At 64.6% G+C, this 16,660-nt stretch carries 16 protein-coding genes; 5 read left to right on the top strand and 11 right to left on the bottom strand.

Going from position 1 to position 16,660, the window contains the following annotated elements:
- Positions 1-22: 22 nt before the first annotated feature.
- Both B9N88_RS27195 and B9N88_RS27190 read right to left on the bottom strand, forming a co-directional pair.
- Entirely contained in the window at positions 23-1,420 is a 1,398-nt protein-coding gene (locus B9N88_RS27195) for a NarK family nitrate/nitrite MFS transporter (RefSeq protein ID WP_043293717.1), read from the bottom strand.
- A gap of 2 nt (positions 1,421-1,422) precedes the next feature.
- A complete protein-coding gene (locus B9N88_RS27190) occupies positions 1,423-2,679 on the bottom strand; it encodes an MFS transporter (RefSeq protein WP_043293718.1) in 1,257 nt (418 codons plus the stop codon).
- A gap of 310 nt (positions 2,680-2,989) precedes the next feature.
- Here B9N88_RS27190 and B9N88_RS27185 point away from each other — a divergent pair, with 310 nt between their 5' ends.
- The 3 genes from B9N88_RS27185 (at position 2,990) to B9N88_RS27175 (ending at position 6,468) form a co-directional block, all read left to right on the top strand.
- The gene (locus B9N88_RS27185) at positions 2,990-4,792 is read left to right on the top strand and encodes a HAMP domain-containing protein (RefSeq protein WP_027607178.1); all 1,803 of its coding nucleotides are present in this window, start codon (positions 2,990-2,992) and stop codon (positions 4,790-4,792) included.
- Complete coding sequence (narL, locus tag B9N88_RS27180; RefSeq protein WP_027607179.1) at positions 4,789-5,436, top strand: two-component system response regulator NarL; 648 nt, start codon at positions 4,789-4,791, stop codon at positions 5,434-5,436. Before B9N88_RS27185 ends, narL begins: the two co-directional genes overlap by 4 nt.
- A gap of 351 nt (positions 5,437-5,787) precedes the next feature.
- A complete protein-coding gene (locus B9N88_RS27175) occupies positions 5,788-6,468 on the top strand; it encodes a Crp/Fnr family transcriptional regulator (RefSeq protein WP_027607180.1) in 681 nt (226 codons plus the stop codon).
- On the opposite strand, the gene B9N88_RS27170 is transcribed toward B9N88_RS27175, so the two are convergent.
- The 8 genes from B9N88_RS27170 to B9N88_RS27130 all read right to left on the bottom strand — a co-directional run bounded on the left by B9N88_RS27170 (position 6,469) and on the right by B9N88_RS27130 (position 13,680).
- Entirely contained in the window at positions 6,469-6,948 is a 480-nt protein-coding gene (locus B9N88_RS27170; RefSeq protein ID WP_027607181.1) for a ubiquinone anaerobic biosynthesis accessory factor UbiT, read from the bottom strand. It lies immediately after the preceding gene.
- Complete coding sequence (locus B9N88_RS27165) at positions 6,942-7,832, bottom strand: U32 family peptidase (RefSeq protein WP_027607182.1); 891 nt, start codon at positions 7,830-7,832, stop codon at positions 6,942-6,944. Before B9N88_RS27165 ends, B9N88_RS27170 begins: the two co-directional genes overlap by 7 nt.
- Before the next feature lie 10 nt (positions 7,833-7,842).
- Positions 7,843-8,838, bottom strand: coding sequence for a ubiquinone anaerobic biosynthesis protein UbiU (locus B9N88_RS27160; RefSeq protein WP_027607183.1), 996 nt, complete (start codon positions 8,836-8,838; stop codon positions 7,843-7,845).
- Positions 8,839-8,847: 9 nt separating this feature from the next.
- Complete coding sequence (gene glp, locus B9N88_RS27155) at positions 8,848-10,080, bottom strand: molybdopterin molybdotransferase MoeA (protein ID WP_027607184.1); 1,233 nt, start codon at positions 10,078-10,080, stop codon at positions 8,848-8,850.
- Entirely contained in the window at positions 10,077-10,631 is a 555-nt protein-coding gene (moaB, locus tag B9N88_RS27150; protein WP_027607185.1) for a molybdenum cofactor biosynthesis protein B, read from the bottom strand. The genes glp and moaB overlap by 4 nt, the downstream gene beginning before the upstream one ends.
- A gap of 85 nt (positions 10,632-10,716) precedes the next feature.
- Entirely contained in the window at positions 10,717-11,364 is a 648-nt protein-coding gene (gene pdxH, locus B9N88_RS27145; protein WP_043293719.1) for a pyridoxamine 5'-phosphate oxidase, read from the bottom strand.
- A 684-nt stretch (positions 11,365-12,048) separates the two neighbouring features.
- Complete coding sequence (locus B9N88_RS27135) at positions 12,049-12,480, bottom strand: membrane protein (RefSeq protein ID WP_027607187.1); 432 nt, start codon at positions 12,478-12,480, stop codon at positions 12,049-12,051.
- Positions 12,481-12,489: 9 nt separating this feature from the next.
- Positions 12,490-13,680, bottom strand: coding sequence for an NnrS family protein (locus B9N88_RS27130; protein WP_027607188.1), 1,191 nt, complete (start codon positions 13,678-13,680; stop codon positions 12,490-12,492).
- Positions 13,681-13,931: 251 nt separating this feature from the next.
- On the opposite strand from B9N88_RS27130, the gene B9N88_RS27125 reads away from it, so the two are divergent.
- Together B9N88_RS27125 and B9N88_RS27120 are read left to right on the top strand one after the other, a co-directional pair.
- Positions 13,932-14,615 carry a Crp/Fnr family transcriptional regulator gene (locus B9N88_RS27125; protein WP_027607189.1) on the top strand — a complete coding sequence of 228 codons (684 nt, stop codon included), beginning with the start codon at positions 13,932-13,934 and terminating at the stop codon, positions 14,613-14,615.
- The gene (locus tag B9N88_RS27120; protein WP_027607190.1) at positions 14,612-14,803 is read left to right on the top strand and encodes a hypothetical protein; all 192 of its coding nucleotides are present in this window, start codon (positions 14,612-14,614) and stop codon (positions 14,801-14,803) included. The genes B9N88_RS27125 and B9N88_RS27120 overlap by 4 nt, the downstream gene beginning before the upstream one ends.
- On the opposite strand, the gene B9N88_RS27115 is transcribed toward B9N88_RS27120, so the two are convergent.
- On the bottom strand, positions 14,797-16,638 hold the full coding sequence (locus B9N88_RS27115) for a nitric oxide reductase activation protein NorD (RefSeq protein ID WP_027607191.1): 1,842 nt from the start codon (positions 16,636-16,638) through the stop codon (positions 14,797-14,799). The two genes, B9N88_RS27120 and B9N88_RS27115, sit on opposite strands and share 7 nt — an antisense overlap.
- Positions 16,639-16,660: the final 22 nt, after the last annotated feature.

The following is a 16,660-nucleotide window of genomic DNA, read 5'->3' as shown; positions in this document are numbered from 1 at the left end:
TGCCCCGCGAATTCGTGGTCGATCAGCAGGGTGTGGCGCAGCCTTTGCGGGCGTACCACCACCAGGTCACGACGATGCAGCTCAGGTAGAAACCGACAAACATGTAGAAGGCCATCGCCGGGCTGCCAGTGGCGGCCATGGACGTGCCGAAGGACTTGGGAATGAAGAACGCACCGAAGGCGCCCATGGCCGAACTGAAGCCCAGCACCGCGGCGGATTCCTTACCGGCATCCTTGATCGCCTGCTCGCGCTCGGCGGCGGACTTACCGGCACTGGCCTTCTCGTGCTGGGTGCGGAAGATCACCGGGATCATGCGGAAGGTGGAGCCGTTGCCGACGCCGGTGGTGATGAACAGCAGCATGAACATACCGAGGAAGCCGTAGAAGCTGCCGCCCTGCCCGTTCTGCGGCAAAAAGTGCAGCACGCCGAACACCATCACGATCATCAGCACGAAGTTCCACAAGGTCACCCGTGCGCCGCCCAGCTTGTCCGCCAGCCAGCCGCCGAGTGGGCGCACCAGGGCACCGACCAGCGGGCCGAGGAAGGCGAATTTCAGCGCCACCACATCGGGGAACGAGGTCTTGATCAGCAGCGGGAACGCCGCCGAAAAGCCGATGAATGAGCCGAAAGTCGCCAGGTACAACCAGCACATCAGCCAGTTGTGCTTGCGCTTGAAGATCACCGCCTGCTCGCTGAACGAAGCGCGGGCGCTGGACAGGTCATTCATGCCGAACCAGGCCGCCACGGTGACGGTGAGGATAAACGGCACCCAGATGAAACCGGCGTTCTGCAGCCAGAGTTGACTGCCATCCGCCAAGGTCTGCGGTTGGCCGCCCACCAGGCCGAACACGCCGAACGTGATCACCAGCGGCACGCAGAACTGCATCACCGACACCCCCAGGTTGCCGAGGCCGGCGTTCAGGCCCAGGGCCGTGCCTTGCTGCGACTTGGGGTAGAAGAAGCTGATGTTGGACATGCTCGAGGCGAAGTTGCCGCCGCCGAAACCGCACAGCAGTGCGATCAGTACAAACACGCTGTAGGGGGTGCTGGGGTCTTGCACCGCAAAGCCCATCCACAGCGACGGCAGCAGCAGCGACGCGGTGCTCAGGGCGGTCCAGCGGCGGCCGCCGAAGATCGGCACCATGAACGAGTAGAACACCCGCAAAGTGGCACCGGACAAGCCCGGCAACGCCGCCAGCCAGAACAACTGGTCGGTGCTGAAGGTGAAGCCGATGGCGTTCAGGCGCACGATCACCGTGCTCCACACCATCCACACGGCGAAGGCCAGCAACAGTGCAGGAATCGAGATCCACAGGTTGCGGGTCGCGGTCTTCTTGCCGCTGGCGCCCCAGAACGCCGGGTCTTCAGGGCGCCAGTCGTGGATCACCGGCCCCGAGCCGGGCTTTTGCGCGATGGACATGTTCATTCTCCTTGGAGAGGTTGGGCGGTTTTGCCCAACAGCGGTTGCTTGCGCATTTCGCTGAAGTACATCCAGGTCAGGGACACCCAGACCACGCCGTACATCAACATGAAGCAGGACGAGCGCACGCCGGTGAGGTCCACCAGGGCGCCAAACAGGATCGGCAGCACAAAGCCGCCCAGGCCACCGGCCAGCCCGACGATGCCGGACACCGCGCCCATGTTCTGTGGGTAGTCATTGGCGATGTACTTGAACACCGAGGCCTTGCCGAACGCGAAGGCGATGCCCATCACGAACAGCAGCACGGTGAACAGGGTGGCGTTGAGGCCGATGTGGAAATCCAGGGGACCGTTGACGGTCTGCACCTGCAATTGGGTCTGCGGGTAGCTGAGCAGGAACAGGCAGATCCAGCTCACCCACAGCACCCACCAGGTCACGCTCTGGGCGCCCCAGCGGTCGGACATCCAGCCGCCCACCGCACGCAGCACGCCGCCGGGCAGGGAGAAACACGCGGCCAGCAACGCGGCGCTTTGCAGGCTGAAGCCGTATTCCTGCACGTAGTACTTGGTCATCCACAGCGCCAGGGCCACATAGCCGCCGAACACAATCGAGTAGTACTGGCAGTAGCGCCACACGGCCGGGTCTTTCAGGCACAGCAACTGCTGGCGCAGGCTGGCGCCGCCGGCACTGCGGTGGGCCTTGTTCTCGCTGGTGAGGAACCAGAACAGCAGCGCGGTGATAAACAGGATCGCGCCGAACACCTTGGGCACCAGGTGCCAGGTGCCGAGGGCGATCAGCGCCGGGGCCAGGAACTTGGTGACGGCGGCGCCCGCGTTGCCGGCGCCGAACACGCCCATGGCAAAGCCCTGGTTGTCTTTGTCGAACCACTTGGCCACGTAGGCGATGCCCACCGAAAACGAACCGCCGGCCAGGCCGACGAACAGGCCCAGCACCAGGAACTGCCAATAGGCGGTGGCGTAGGTGATCAGGTACAGCGGCAGCACGCAGGCGAGCATCAACAGGAAGAACACGATGCGCCCGCCGAAGCGGTCAGTCAGCAGGCCCAGGGGCAGGCGTACCAGGGAGCCGGTCAACACCGGCGTGGCGGCCAGCAGGCCGAACTGGGTTTCGTTGAGTTGCAGCAGCTCTTTGATGGGTACGCCCAGCACGGCGAACATCATCCACACCATAAAGCAGACGGTGAAGGCCAGGGTGCTCATGCCCAGCACCAGGCCTTGTCTTATACGGGGTTGAGTCACGGTATGCGCTCCAGAAAGTGATTCCATGGGCGCAGGTTAGGGGCGACACCCCCGTGGAACTTGACCCAGGTCAACGTCCGCCTGGGGGGTATGGGGCTATGCTGGCCCCACATACCTCTAAGGAGGTAGTCCTAACAACAAGAGAAAGTCTTTATTTATCAATGGATTGGTCTCTTGTGCCGGCGTTTTCCCGTGGGAGGGTTTGCCGGCAACTCTTTAGAGGTAGTGCGCCAGGGATTGCGGTTTTTCAGCCCTTTTCCCTTTGCAGGTGCCGCCATGCAGGCTTCCAACCCCCTTCGCTTACGCCGCCATGTTTAACTGGCTGCGCAGCTCCCTGCCCGCTCGCGCCGGGCTGGCGGTGATCCTGATCGCCATCCTCGCCCTTGCCAGTTCCTTGAGCGCCGGCCTGATCGCCTGGTTCAGCCAGGGCGATGCCGCCGCCATCAACACCGCCGGCTCGGTGCGCATGGAGACCTACCACCTGAGCTGGAAACTGGCGGCCGGCGCGCCTGCCGACGAGATCGACGCCATCACCCACAGCCTGCAAGGGCGCCTCGACAGCCAATCGCTCAAGGCGGTGCTTGAAGACGGCCCGCGCAGTGCCCTGCTGCAGAGCTACCAACAGATCCAGCAGCGCTGGGACACCGATCTGCGCCCGGCGCTGGCCCGTGGCGACGCGATGCTGTTCCAGGCCAGCGCACCGGGGTTCGTCGAGCAATTGAACCAATTCGTCAGCCTCCTGCAACAACACAGCGAACAGAAACAGGGCTGGCAGCAAAGCATCCAGGGCCTGGCTCTGTTCAGTACGCTGATCATCCTGCTGATCGGCCTGTATGAATTGCAGTACGGCGTGGTCAACCCCCTGGAAGAGCTGGTGCACGCGACCCGGCGCTTTCGTGATGGCGACTTCAAGACCCGGGTCAATCACCGCTCCGAAGACGAGTTGGGGCAACTCGCCCTGAGCTTCAACACCATGGCCGAAACCATTGAACAATCCCACCGCACCCTCGAGAGCCAGGTGCGGCAGAAAACCCTCAACCTGCAACAAGCCAACGCTGCCCTGGAGCTGCTTTACCAGAGCAGCCGCAGCCTGGCCACGCGCCTGGCGAACGCCGAGGGCCTGGATGAACTGATCCGGCGCTTCCAGAAACGCCTGCCGGGGCTGCGCCTGTCGCTGTGCCTGCAAGGGCACTTCCTGGCGCCGGCCCAGCAGATGCTCTCCCTGAATGGAGGGGATAGCCGCAACGTCTGCGCCATCGGTGATTGCGCAACGTGCCAAAAACAGAAAGTGGCGCTCCCCCAGGTATTCAGCATCAGCAACCAGGGCTCGGAACTGGGCGAACTCAAGGCGCACTTCCTCGACGGCCATGCGCCCCAGGACTGGGAGAAACAGTTGATCCAGGCCCTGGCCAACCTGATCGGCACCTCGCTGTCGCTCAAGCGCCAGCGCGAACAGGACCACCGCCTGCTGCTGCTCGACGAACGCACCATCATCGCCCGGGAACTGCACGATTCCCTGGCCCAGGCGCTGTCCTACATGAAGCTGCAGGTCAGCCGCATGCAAACCCTGATCCGCCGTGGCGAACCGGTGGAAACCCTGGCCACCGTCACCGCCGAACTGCGCGACGGCCTGAACAACGCCTACCGCCAACTGCGCGAATTGCTCACCACCTTCCGCCTGCAAATCCACGATGCCGGGCTGGTGCAGGAGCTGCAGGACACCGCCGAGGAGTTCTCGCGGCGTGGCGAGTTCCAGGTGCACCTGCATGTGGACGCCCTGGCCTTCCAACTGTCGGCCAGCGAACAGATCCACTTGTTGCAGGTCACCCGCGAGGCCCTGTCCAATTGCCTGCGCCATGCCCATGCGCAAAACGCCTGGCTGCAACTGCGCCAGGAAGGCGAGACCGTGAGCCTGAGCATCGAGGACGACGGCCGGGGCTTCTGCGGTGAGGTCGACACCCGCGAACACCACGGCCTGACCATCATGGACGAGCGCGCCCGCAGCCTGCATGGCCACCTCGACATCAGCCCCCGCGAGCCCCAAGGCACCCGCGTGCAATTGCGTTTCCAACCGGAATTTCTCGGCCACTCCCTACAAGGCACCGCCTCATGAACACCCTCACCCGCCACCGTATCCTGCTGGTCGACGATCACCCGATGATGCGCCACGGCATGCGCCAGATGCTTGAACTGGAAGACGACCTGCAAGTGGTCGGCGAAGCCGGTAACGGCCAGGAAGCCCTGGACCAGATCGACGGGCTGCAACCGGACCTGGTCCTGCTGGACAACAACATGCCGCACATGAACGGCCTGGAAACCCTGCGCCGCCTGCGGGCCATGAACTATGCCGGCAAGGTGCTGCTGTTTACCGTGTCCGACGCCGAGGACGACATCCGCGATGCGCTGCGCCTGGATGCCAATGGCTATCTGCTCAAGGACATGGAGCCGGAGTTGTTGATCCAGTACATCCGCGATGCGTTGCATGGCGCGCTGGTCATCAGCCCCGGCCTGACCCGCGTCCTGGCCCAGGCCCTGCGCTCGCCGCAGCCCCATGCGGCAGTGGAATTGACCGAGCGCGAGCGCCAGGTGCTGAGGACGATTGCCAGTGGACACAGCAACAAGGTGATCGGGCACAAATTGGGGATTACCGAGGGCACGGTGAAGGTGCATGTGAAGAATCTGCTGCATAAGCTGGGATTGCGGTCGCGGGTCGAGGCGGCGGTCTGGGCGATGGAGCATTTGCGGCAGGCGGGGTGAGGCTGTTTGAGGCTGAACGCGCGGCAGATAGGGCTGTTGTGGTGAGCGGGCTTGTCCCGCGCTGGGCTGCGCAGCAGCCCCAGTCCAGAAGAATGCGGTGTATCAGACACTCTGTAGACACTGGTTTTGGGGCTGCTACGCAGCCCAGCGCGGGACAAGCCCGCTCACCACAAAAAGCCCGCTCACCACAGGGAGATTTGTCAGGGGCTGAAAAGTTGTGTGGATACCCTTGCTCATCGGGGGCAAGCCCCCTCCCACATTGTTTACACAAACCCCGCAAGAGGTACCCCCACAGAGGCATATCAACCCCGCGCCATGCCCCCTACGCTACCCCATTGCGGAGGCCCAACCATGCTCACCCATCCCCACATCGTGCTCACCCTGCGTCGCCATCACCTGTTCAGCCAGCTCCCGGAAAAAACCTTCCAGGACGTCTGCACCCTGGCCAATCTCAAGCGCCTGCCCGGCCATGTGCCGTTGATGCACCAGGGCGACGCGGCCGAGCGTTTCTTCCTGCTGGTCAGCGGCCAGATCAAGCTGCATCGGGTTACGGGCGAAGGCCAGGAACACCTGGTGGAAATCATCCAGCCCGGCCAGACCTTTGCCGAAGCCCTGCTGTTCACCCAGGCCAAGGCCTATCCGGTGAGCGCCACCGCGCTCAAGGACAGCGTGCTGGTCAGCATCGAAGGCCAGCACTACCGCCGGGCCCTGGAAGACCAGCCGAAAATCTGCCTGGCGATCCTGGCCAGCATGAGCATCCACCTGCATCAGCGCCTCAAGGACATCGACACCCTGACCCTGGCCAGCGCCAGCCGTCGGGTGATCAACTTCCTGTTCCAGGAGCGCGATGCACTGAGTGGCGAGGTGGTGCTGCAAGTGCCCAAGCGCCTGGTGGCGTCGAAGCTGGGGATCCAGCCGGAGACCTTTTCAAGGATCCTGCACCGGCTGGTGGAAGGCGGGTTGATCGAGGTGCAGCGGCGCACCATTCGAATCCTCTGCGAAGAACAGTTGATGGGCTATCAGGCCGGCTGATCAGTGCCCGCTGTGGACCGCTGACGCCCGCCCCGCCCGCTCCAGATTCCGCCACAACCAGGGCGGCAACACATCCGGGTCCAAACTGTCGATCAGATTCTTCAACCCCAGCCCCAATTCCGTATCCCCCTCGATCACCAACCGGCGGCGAAAGAACAGCGTATCCGGATCTTCCTGGCGGCTGGCCAGCAACAGAAACTCCCGCCAATTACCACTGATGCTGACCTGCGCCTCAGCCTTTTGCGCAATCCGCAACCCATCCCGCCCCAGGGTCAGGTACCAGCACAACCCCAGGTCAGGAATACGCAAACACAGCCAACGCCCGCGCAGCAGGTCAAACCCGCCGTCGCGCAGGGGTTCGGCCAGGCAGCGGTTGAGGGCTTGCTGCAAGACCAGGCGCTGTACGCCAAATGGCACGCGGCGGATCAATGGCAACAACCGGTCGGCCCCCTTGAGCAGCCATGGTTTACGACTCAGCACAGGCCCACCTCCTCAACCCGCAACATGCCCGCCTGGCCGTGCCAGTAGCCGTTGCAGCCTTCGACATACAGCGGCGGCGTAGCGCCCTGGCGTACCTGGTCGTAGGCACGTACCACCTCGACCATGCCCTCGGCCCGTGGGCTCAGGCGCAACAGGTCGGCGCCGCTGGACACCAGGCCGGGGTAATCGGCCAGCAGGTTGGTAACGTCGGCGGACATGGTCTGGATGCCGTTCAAGGTGAACAGCGCCTGCCCTTCCTGGCTGGTCAGGGGCATGCCGTCGGGGTAGTTGATGCAGCAGAACTGGCAATCGTCCTTGGGGCGGTTTTCCGCGCGGGCGGTGAAGCAACGCGCCGAGTACGCCAGAGGCAAATGGCCGTAGGCGAAGATCTCCACTTCGGGCAACGGCCGGCCCAATTCGCGCACCTGTTCCAGCACGTCGGCGATCAGGCCCTGGGAGCATTCCACCGGCGGCAACCAGCGCTGCATGCCGGCGTCAAGCAGTTGCACCAGGGCGTGACCGTTGTAGAGGTTGAGCGCCGGGCCGCCGACAAAGGGCAATTTTCGCTCGATCAGCATCTGCACCGCGCCCATGTCGTTGGCCTCCACCAGCCACTCGCCGTTGTCGCACAGGCGGCGCAGGCTCGACAGTTCGGAGGCGGCTTCGATCAAGGTCAAGCTCGACAACACGATCTGCGCCGAGCTGCAGGTTTGCAGCTCCCGGCCCAGCCCCAACCAACGGTCCAGGGAAAACGCGCGGCGCTTGGCGCACACGGTTTCGCCCAGGTAAATCACGTCCAGGGGCAAGCCGGCCATGTCCGAGTAGAAGCGCCCCAGGTGTTCCTTATCCCAATAAAACAGCACCGGTCCCAGGCTGAGTTTCATCTGTGTATCCTCACTGCCATGCACGATGGTAGGCGCCGAGTGTGGTCTGGCTGCCTTCGGATAACCCGGCCAGCACCTGGCGCCATTGGTCCTTGACCACAAAGCTGGCCGGTGCGCTGCGGTGGGCGTCGAGCGCGGCGCGCCAGACCCGGGTGACTTGTTCCACATACGCCGGGCTGCGTTGGCGGCCTTCGATCTTGACCGCTTCGACGCCGATGGCGCTGAGCTCCGGCAGCAGGTCGAGGGTGTCGAGGCTGGTGGGTTCTTCGAGGGCATGGAAGCGTTTGCCGCCGACCAGGAAGCGGCCCTTGCACAGCGTCGGGTAGCCGGCGGGTTCGTCGGCGGTGTAGCGGTCGATCAGCACGTCGCTCAGGCGCGCACTCAAGCCCTCGGCATCTTCGCTCCAGCGCACCGCCTTGGCCGGCGAGCACACGCCGCACAGGTTCGGCGACTCGCCGGTGATATAGGAAGACAGGTGGCAACGCCCCTCGGCCATGATGCACAGGCTGCCGAAACCGAACACTTCGATGGGCACCGGGCTGCTCGCAGCCACCTGCTTGACCTGGGCCAGGGACAACACACGGGGCAATACCGCGCGGCGAATGCCATAGCGTTCGGCATAGAACTTCAGCGCCGCCGCGTGGGTGGCCGAGCCCTGTACCGACAGGTGCAAGGCCATGTGCGGATGCTGGCGGCTGGCGTAGTCGAGCACGCCGGGGTCGGCGGCGATCAGGGCGTCCACGCCGTGGTCCGCCGCGCGGTCGACGGCGCGTTGCCAGCGTGCCCAGATCTTCGGTTGCGGGTAGGTGTTGACCGCCACGTACAGCTTGCGCTGGTGCTGGCGAATAAAGGCGACGGCACCGTCGAACTGTTTGTCGTCCATGTTCAACCCGGCAAAGTGCCGGGCATTGGTGTCATCGCGAAAACCGACATACACCGCATCGGCGCCTTGGCGCACCGCGGCTTTAAGCGCAGGCAGGTTGCCTGCCGGGCAGACCAGTTGCATGGGGGCTCCTCAGAGAAATTCAGCGAAAGACACAAACGGCACCGGTTCATCCTTGAGCACCTGGTGCTCACGCTCGACGATCACCAGGCCATCGGCCCAACAGGCGGCGGTGAGCATCGCCGAGCTTTGCTGGGGGTGCAGCACGGCGCACAATTGCCCGTCCTCGCCAGGGCTCAGGCGTGCACGCAGGTACTGGCGGCGCTTGTTGGGCTTGAGCCATTCGAATGCGGCCGGCACCTGGATCGGCACCGGCAACACCCGCTCCACTCCTTGGGCGCGCAGCAGGAACGGACGCACCACCACCAGCGCGGTGATCAACGCCGCCGACGGGTTACCGGGCAGGCCCAGCCACGGCTTGCCCGCCACGTCGCCAAATGCCAGGGGTTTGCCGGGCTGGATCGCCAGGCGCCAGAAGTCCACGCGGCCGAGCGCCTCGATGGCCTGCTTGAGATGGTCCTCCTCACCCACCGACACCCCCGCCGAGGTCAGCAACAGGTCGCATTCAGACGAGGCCAGGGCCAGCGCATCACGGCTGGCGGCCAGTTCATCCGCCATCACGCCGTAGTCGTGCACGTCCACGCCCCAGCCACGCAACAAGGCAGCCAGGGCATAGCGGTTGCTGTTGTAGATCTGCCCCGGCACCAGCGCTTCGCCCGGGTCACGCAGCTCGTTGCCGCTGCTGAGCAGGCACACCCGCAACGGGCGATAGACTTTCAACCGAGGGATGCCGGCCGAGGCCAGCAAGCCGATGTCCTGGGCGCGCAGGCGCTTGCCGACGGCGATCAGGGTCTGCCCACGCTGCAACTCTTCACCCTGCTTGCGCACATGCTCGCCGAGACGTACCGGCGGGCACCAGATGCGCTGGCCGTACAGGCGACAACGCTCCTGGGGCACCACCGTGTCGGCGCCGGGCGGTAGCGGCGCACCGGTAAAGATGCGCACGGCCTGCCCGGCCTGCACCCTCACCTTGCTGTGCTGCCCCGCCGCAATGCGCCCGGCGAGCATCAGGTAGCCGCCTTCGGCCGGCACGTCCTCGGCGCGCAGGGCGTAGCCGTCCATGGCGCTGTTGTCGAAACAGGGCAAATCCAGGGGCGAGAACAGCTCTTCGGCGACCACCCGCCCCAGCGCCTGCTCCAGGCCAATCACCTGGGTGCTCGGCGGCGGCGGCGCCTGGGCCAGCAGCGCGGCGATGGCCTCGTCCACCGGCATCAGGTGGCCGCTGTCACACACCGAGACACTCATGAACGCGACTCGCAGGCTTGCAGGATTTGCTCAGGCTGGGGCTTGAGGTGCGGCACGAAGTTGCACGGGCCGGTGCGGCTGTCCAACTGTTCCGCCAGGATCCTGTCCCAGCCGGTGCGGCATGCGCCCGGCGAGCCCGGCATGCAGCACACCAGCACGCCGTTGCTGATGCCGGCCAGGGCGCGGGACTGCAAGGTGGAAGTGCCGATTTCGGCCAGGGACACCTGGCGGAACAGCTCACCGAAGCCTTCGACATGTTTGTCCAGCAACGGCAGCACCGCCTGGGGCGTGTTGTCGCGGGCGGTGAAACCGGTACCGCCAGTCATCAGCACCACTTGCACCTCGGGGTCGGCGATCCACAGGGACACCTGCGCACGAATCTGGTAGATGTCGTCGATCACCAGGCCACGGTCGATAAGCACATGCCCGGCACTTTCGAGGCGGTCCACCAGGGTCTGGCCGGAGGTGTCGGTGTCGAGGGTACGGGTGTCACTGATGGTCAGCACGGCGATGTTCAGGGGCACGAACGTGCGTTGTTTCAAATGGGCCATGATCAAGGCTCCAGGCGTCAAGAAAGTTGCCGTCAGCCTGCGCCGCAACGGGCGCAGGGCCTATTCCTCCAAGGAGGTATCTCGTTCAGGGGGCCAGGCGCGTGCGCTGCCAAATGCCCGCGTGCAGGCGGTAGTCGAGACGGTCATGCAGGCGGTCGGGCCGGCCCTGCCAGAACTCGATGCGCTGCGGTTGCAGGCGGTAACCGCCCCAATGCTCGGGCCGTGGTGGTTGCTGCCCGGCGAAACGCTCGGTGACGTCACGCAGGCGGCTTTCCAACTCGCTGCGATGGCCAAGGGGCTGGCTTTGCGGCGACGCCCAGGCGCCCAACTGGCTGGCGGCCGGTCGCGCATCGAAATAATCGTCCGACAGCTGCGCATCCGCTCGAACCACCGGGCCTTCGATACGCACCTGACGCTCCAGCCCCGGCCAGAAAAACGTCATGGCCGCATGGGGATTGCTCGCCAACTCCTGGCCCTTGGCACTCTGGTAATGGCCGAAAAAGAAAAAACCCTCGGCACTGAAACCCTTGAGCAGCAGGATGCGACAGTGGGCATGCCCATCATGATCGACCGTAGCCAAGGCCATGCTATTGGCCTCGGCCGGCGGCACCTCGGTTTTACGCGCCTGATCCAGCCACTGGCCGAACAGCACCAAGGGATCGTCCTGCACCAAGTCATCACGCAGGCCATAAAGGGTGTAGTTGCGGCGCAATTGCGCAAGAGACAGGGGCATGGCGCAGTCCTCCAGAAAGTTCGCCACAGTGTGGGAACTACCACGAAGTTATCCCTTGACCGCGATCAACATTCGCCCGTGGCATGACGCCGCATGTGATTGCTTGGGGTGTGGGGGGCTACACAACGGATCGCGTTGCTGTTGCTGTTGCTGTTGCTGTTGCTCTGGCTGTTGCTCTGGCTGTTGCTCTGGCTCTGCTTTTGATCTTGATCTCAGGCGCCCCGTCAAACACGCTGGCCGAACGCAGGCTTGAATCCGTGGGTAACCCGGCAGGACGCCGGGTTAGCCGTCCTGGGCCAGGGATGGCCCATGACGGCGGCCCACGGATTCAAGCCGGAGTGAGGGCACACCGAGCCTAGGCGAGGTGCCGAGTGTTGGGGCGAGGACCTTTTGCTTACTTTTGGGTCCCTCCAAAAGTGAGCCGCTGTAAGAGCGGAACCATAGGTGGCCGTTACCGTAGCAACGGATATGTACTCGGCCTGATCCAACATCCTGGTCGGCTGTCAGGCCGCCATCGGGGGCAAGTCGAATCGTCGCACCGCCCCTCCCACATGTGATCTCTGTACATCAGGTAGATATCAGTCTGCTCTGGATCTCACTCCATTACCGCAGCAACACCCGCGCGACCACATCCGCCTGGAGAACGACCTGTTGTTTACCAGGGCGCTCAGTCCGCCTGCCTGATCAACGCAACATCAGCTTGGCCACGATCACGATCACAACCATATGCCCCAGGATGCTGCGACGAATCCACGTCGCACGCCGGGGGCTCAAGCGCTGGTGACTCAGCAGGTACGCCAGCCACAGGTAATGGCCGATGATGCTCAGGGCCAGCAGGATTTTCAGGCTCAGCAGCGCGGCGAAGTGGCTGGCCCAGGGCACCGCCAACAGCCCGCGATAGTGCCAGGCCAGGCCGATGCCGGCGCCGTACAGCAGCACCACCACGCCGTGCAGTACCTGGCGCGAACGCCGTGCAATGGCATGGTCGGAGGTGAACTGCGCCGACCAGGCCAGCTCCTCGCGGGCGCTGTGCCAGATCACCACTTCGAAAAACAGCGTGCCGATAAACGCAATCGCCGCCAGCAGATGCACGATCAACAAGGTGGAATAGAGCATGACGTCCTCCTAGCCCGGATGCCCATCGACCCGTGCCTGCCACAGCATCGGGCCATACCGCCACAGGTACAGGCCGAGCCCGAGGGTCCAGCACACCCCCGCCAGCCACAACGCGGCCATCGGCAACAGCAGGACCAGCACCACCCGGCACACACACGCCAGGTTCAGCAGCCCAAAGGCCAGGGTCATCCCTGCGGGCGGCTGCAACGGGCGGCCGGTGTGGCCCAGGCTGACGCGGGCGATCATGGCCAGGATCAGCCCGGCCATGGCGCCGATGGTCAATGCATGCACGGCCAGGCTGGGATTGAGCGGCGCGCCGCAGTGCCACAGCGCCATGCCCAGGCAGGCCACGGCCAGCCAGGCATACGCCAGGTGCAATGACCACAGCAGCGGCACGCGCCACAGGCCACGATCATGCCAGCGGGCCAGGCGCACCAGGTGCCCCAGCCCGAGGGCGGCGAACAGCAGGCCGATCCACAGGTTGGCGCCCAACGCGGGCCCTGCGGCATACAGCACGGCGATCAGCAGCGAGCCGCCAAGCAATATAAGGTCCAGCCACACCCAGGGTTTGACCGCTTCGACCCGGCCCAAACCGCGCTGGGTGAAAAACGGAATCACCCGTCCGCCGATCAGGCCCATCATCGCCGCCACCAGCCACAGGCCGGTGAGCACCGCCTGGCGTTGCAGGCCGGGGTCATTGCGCAGCAAGCCATACAGCGACAGCGCATCGGCCACGGTCAGCAGCGCCAGCACCAGCACAATCGGGTAATTACGCTTCTGTCTTACCTGCCAGAGGGTCCAGCCCATCACCGCGGCGACGGCCAAGGGAAAGGTCAGTTCCAGCACCGCCAGCAGCGGCCAGTGCAGGTTGAACAACCAGCCCAGGCGCGCCGCCAGCCACACGCCGGCAAGCAGCGCCAGGGCATTGCCGCTGATGCCCGGGCGGCCGGTCCAGGTCTGCACTGCCGTGAGCAGGAACCCGGCGATGATCGCCACGCCGAAGCCGAACAGCAGCTCATGGCGATGCCAGGCCAGCCAGCCGCCAGCGGGTTGCCAACTGCCGAGGTGCCCGCCCAGGGCCAGCAGCCACAGGGGAATTGCCAGCGCCGCCAACACACAGGCGCCGAGAAAGAATGGCCGGAAGGCCAGGCGAAACAACGGGGTAATCGACATGGCCTTGCGCCGATCGAGCACTTGCATGACACGGTCTCCCTTCAGGACTGCGGCAATCTTGCGCCGATACCTGCGTATTGCCCTTGTCGTAGATCAAGTCGCTATCGGGGCCAAGGGATTACCCTCGCGCCTATATCCACACCGCACCCCGGAGCCATGATGAAAAACGCCTATGTCCCCCTCGCCTGGTTTGTGATCCTCGGCTCCATGCTGGCCGCCGCCAGCGGGCTCTCGCTGGTGCTGGTGTGAACGCCCCGCTGCTGTTCAAGGAACCGGGCATGGTGCTGCATCGCGTGCACCACCAGATCCTGCGCAGCCATCACCTGTTCGAACCGCTGAACGACGAAGAACTCGACGAGCTGATGGGCAACAGCCAGTTGCTGAGCATCGACAAAGGCGAGCCGCTGTTCCGCCAGGGCGAATCGGCCGAGGCGTTTTACTTTGTGATCGCCGGTGCGGTGAAGGTCTACCGTTTGACCCCCGACGGCCAGGAGAAGGTCTTCGAAGTGATCGGCGAGCGCCAGACCTTCGCCGAGGCCATGATGCTGATGGACACCCCCAACTACGTCGCCTGCGCCGAAGCGGTGTGCCCCACCCAGCTGTACCGTTTGTCCAACGCCACCTACATGCGCCTGCTGCACAGCAACAGCCGCCTGACCTTCGCCCTGCTCGGCACGTTGTGCGTGCGCCTGCACCAGCGGGTCAACGAGATCGAGACCCTGTCGCTGAAAAACGCCACCCACCGCGTGGTGCGCTACCTGCTGACCCAACTGATGCGCCTGCACAGCACCGACGCCACCTTCGAACTGCCCATGGCCAAGCAGTTGATTGCCGGGCATCTGTCGATCCAGCCGGAGACCTTTTCGCGGATTATCCGGCGCCTGATCGATGAAAAGATCATCACCCAGGACGGACGTCAGATCGCCATTCTGGACCGGCTGCGCCTGGAGCAATTCGAGTGAAAACCTGCCTGTATTGCCAGCAGCGCAATGCCGACAAGCACCAGCAGTGCACGGATTGCGGCATGGCCCTGCCCGCCTCGGACGCCGGCGTGCAGGCCCTTCGCTTGCGGCGTTTCCAGTGGTTCTGCCTGAGCCTGACGCTGTTTTGCATCGCGATGTTCTTCTGGTTGCCCCGCGACTTCTACTGACCTTCGGTCAGTTGCCGGTACAGCTGGGGCAACCGCAGCGGCAACTGCTCCGGCTGACGGATCAGGGTGTAGCCATGGGCACCGAACATGTAGGGCAAGTAATCCCCGGCCTGTCTGTCGATGGTGATGCAGAACGGAATCAGGCCCTGGCGCCGCGCCTCGGCCACCGCCTGGCGGGTGTCTTCGACCCCGTAGCGGCCCTCATACAGATCCAGGTCATTGGGTTTGCCATCCGTCAGTAGCAATAACAACTTGCGCCGCTGTTTGCACGCGCCCAGCAACTGGGTGGCCTGGCGAATCGCGGCGCCCATGCGCGTGTAGTACCCCGGTTTGAGGGCCTGGATACAGCCACGCGTGCGGTCGTCATAGACTTGCTCGAAGGTCTTGAGCTGGTGCAGGCGCACCTGATGGCGGCGCAGGGACGAGAAGCCATACAACGCAAACGCATCCCCCAGCCCGTCCAGGCTTTCGCCGAACAGCAACAGGCTGTCGCGGATCACGTCGATGACCTTTTGCTCGTCGTTCAAATGCGCGTCGGTGGACATCGACAGGTCCGCCAGCAGCAGGCATGCCAGGTCGCGTCGGGTGTGACGTTGCTCCTGGTACAAGCCGCGTTCGGTGCAGGCGCCGTGTTGGCGTTGCGCCTGGAAATCCACCCAGGCTTGCAGGTCCAGCTCCGCGCCCTGGGGTTGCCGGCGCAGCCATTGGCGGTCGGTGCGCAGCTGCTGGAATTGACGGCGCAGGCGCTGGGCCGGGCCGAGTAATCGGGCCGGTAACGGTTGCGGTGCATCGGCACGTGGCTGCATCAGCTGCAGATTGACGAAACCGGGTCGAAGGCATTGTTGGCGGTAGTCCCACTCGGGCAGCTTGATGCCCTCGCCGAGGGGGATGTCATCCACATCGGCGGGCGGCAGGTCGAGGTGCAGCTTCAAGCCGCCACTCTTGCGCACGCGCTGGCGCGACAGGCTCAACTGGTCGAGGTCTTCGGCGACGCGGACGGCGTCCGGGTCCTCACTGTCGTCGGCCCAGCGATCGAGGTCGACGTGCTCGGTCCAGCTGAACAGGTTTTCCAGGCGCACCACCAGCAGGCCGCCATCACGGCTGTGATCATCCACACGGCCGGCACGTTTGGGCGCGCCCTGCTGCTCCCCGGACGGGGTGGCGAGGTCGTCGCCGTCGTCTTCAAGATCGAGGGCCTGGGGCGTGTCCAGGTGCAACGGCGGGTACAGCCATAAGGGCAACGGCCAGGCAGCGCGTTCGCTGCGGGGCAGATGGCGCACGCTGCCGGGCTCGCGCAGGGCCTTGCGCAGGGCTTTTTCCAGGGCGGCTTCAGCGGGGCTCAGGCTGGCCGGGTCGGGGCGCAGCGTGATATGGGCGTCCACCAGGCGCTGGTAGCTGGGCAGCAGCGCCGGGTAGCGTTGCAGCAGCAGCCAGGTCCAGCGCTGGTTGTCCCGGGCCCAATGGGTCATGGGGCCTGCATGGGCGGCCAGCAGCGCCAGCCAGCGGTACAGCTCCCGGTTCAAGGCGACGGTGGGGTACACCGCCAGGCTCGACGGCAGGCGTAGACGGTTGCCATCGCAGGAGGCCAGGGGTGCATGCTTGCAGGTGCCGGCGATGCGCATCAACAGGTTGCGGCGCAGCAGCAGGTCGCGTTCGCTGGCGGCTTCGAGGGCGATCCCGCTGGCACCGCCCAGGGCGCGAAACAATACGGCGAGGCTGCGCTGGCGGTCGACCAGATCGACCCGCGCGTGCGGAAAATCGACACTGGCGCGGCGGGTGATAAAGCGGTGCCAGGCACTGCCGACCCATTCTTCCAATTCAAGGGTAAAGGCCATGGGATGGGCTCCAACTGTTTGA

Origin of the sequence: Pseudomonas sp. LAMO17WK12:I1 (genome assembly GCF_900177315.1) — a bacterium.
Lineage (GTDB): Bacteria > Pseudomonadota > Gammaproteobacteria > Pseudomonadales > Pseudomonadaceae > Aquipseudomonas > Aquipseudomonas marginalis.
This window is presented reverse-complemented; position numbering and strand designations above follow the sequence as displayed.

Excerpts from the sequence above, each read along its gene's own strand:
- B9N88_RS27195 (WP_043293717.1), bottom strand. The coding sequence starts at position 1,420 with ATGTCCATCGCGCAAAAGCCCGGCTCGGGGCCGGTGATCCACGACTGG.
- B9N88_RS27185 (WP_027607178.1), top strand. The coding sequence starts at position 2,990 with ATGTTTAACTGGCTGCGCAGCTCCCTGCCCGCTCGCGCCGGGCTGGCG.
- narL (WP_027607179.1), top strand. The coding sequence starts at position 4,789 with ATGAACACCCTCACCCGCCACCGTATCCTGCTGGTCGACGATCACCCG.
- B9N88_RS27175 (WP_027607180.1), top strand. The coding sequence starts at position 5,788 with ATGCTCACCCATCCCCACATCGTGCTCACCCTGCGTCGCCATCACCTG.
- B9N88_RS27165 (WP_027607182.1), bottom strand. The coding sequence starts at position 7,832 with ATGAAACTCAGCCTGGGACCGGTGCTGTTTTATTGGGATAAGGAACAC.
- B9N88_RS27160 (WP_027607183.1), bottom strand. The coding sequence starts at position 8,838 with ATGCAACTGGTCTGCCCGGCAGGCAACCTGCCTGCGCTTAAAGCCGCG.
- glp (WP_027607184.1), bottom strand. The coding sequence starts at position 10,080 with ATGAGTGTCTCGGTGTGTGACAGCGGCCACCTGATGCCGGTGGACGAG.
- moaB (WP_027607185.1), bottom strand. The coding sequence starts at position 10,631 with ATGGCCCATTTGAAACAACGCACGTTCGTGCCCCTGAACATCGCCGTG.
- pdxH (WP_043293719.1), bottom strand. The coding sequence starts at position 11,364 with ATGCCCCTGTCTCTTGCGCAATTGCGCCGCAACTACACCCTTTATGGC.
- B9N88_RS27135 (WP_027607187.1), bottom strand. The coding sequence starts at position 12,480 with ATGCTCTATTCCACCTTGTTGATCGTGCATCTGCTGGCGGCGATTGCG.
- B9N88_RS27130 (WP_027607188.1), bottom strand. The coding sequence starts at position 13,680 with ATGCAAGTGCTCGATCGGCGCAAGGCCATGTCGATTACCCCGTTGTTT.
- B9N88_RS27125 (WP_027607189.1), top strand. The coding sequence starts at position 13,932 with ATGGTGCTGCATCGCGTGCACCACCAGATCCTGCGCAGCCATCACCTG.
- B9N88_RS27115 (WP_027607191.1), bottom strand. The coding sequence starts at position 16,638 with ATGGCCTTTACCCTTGAATTGGAAGAATGGGTCGGCAGTGCCTGGCAC.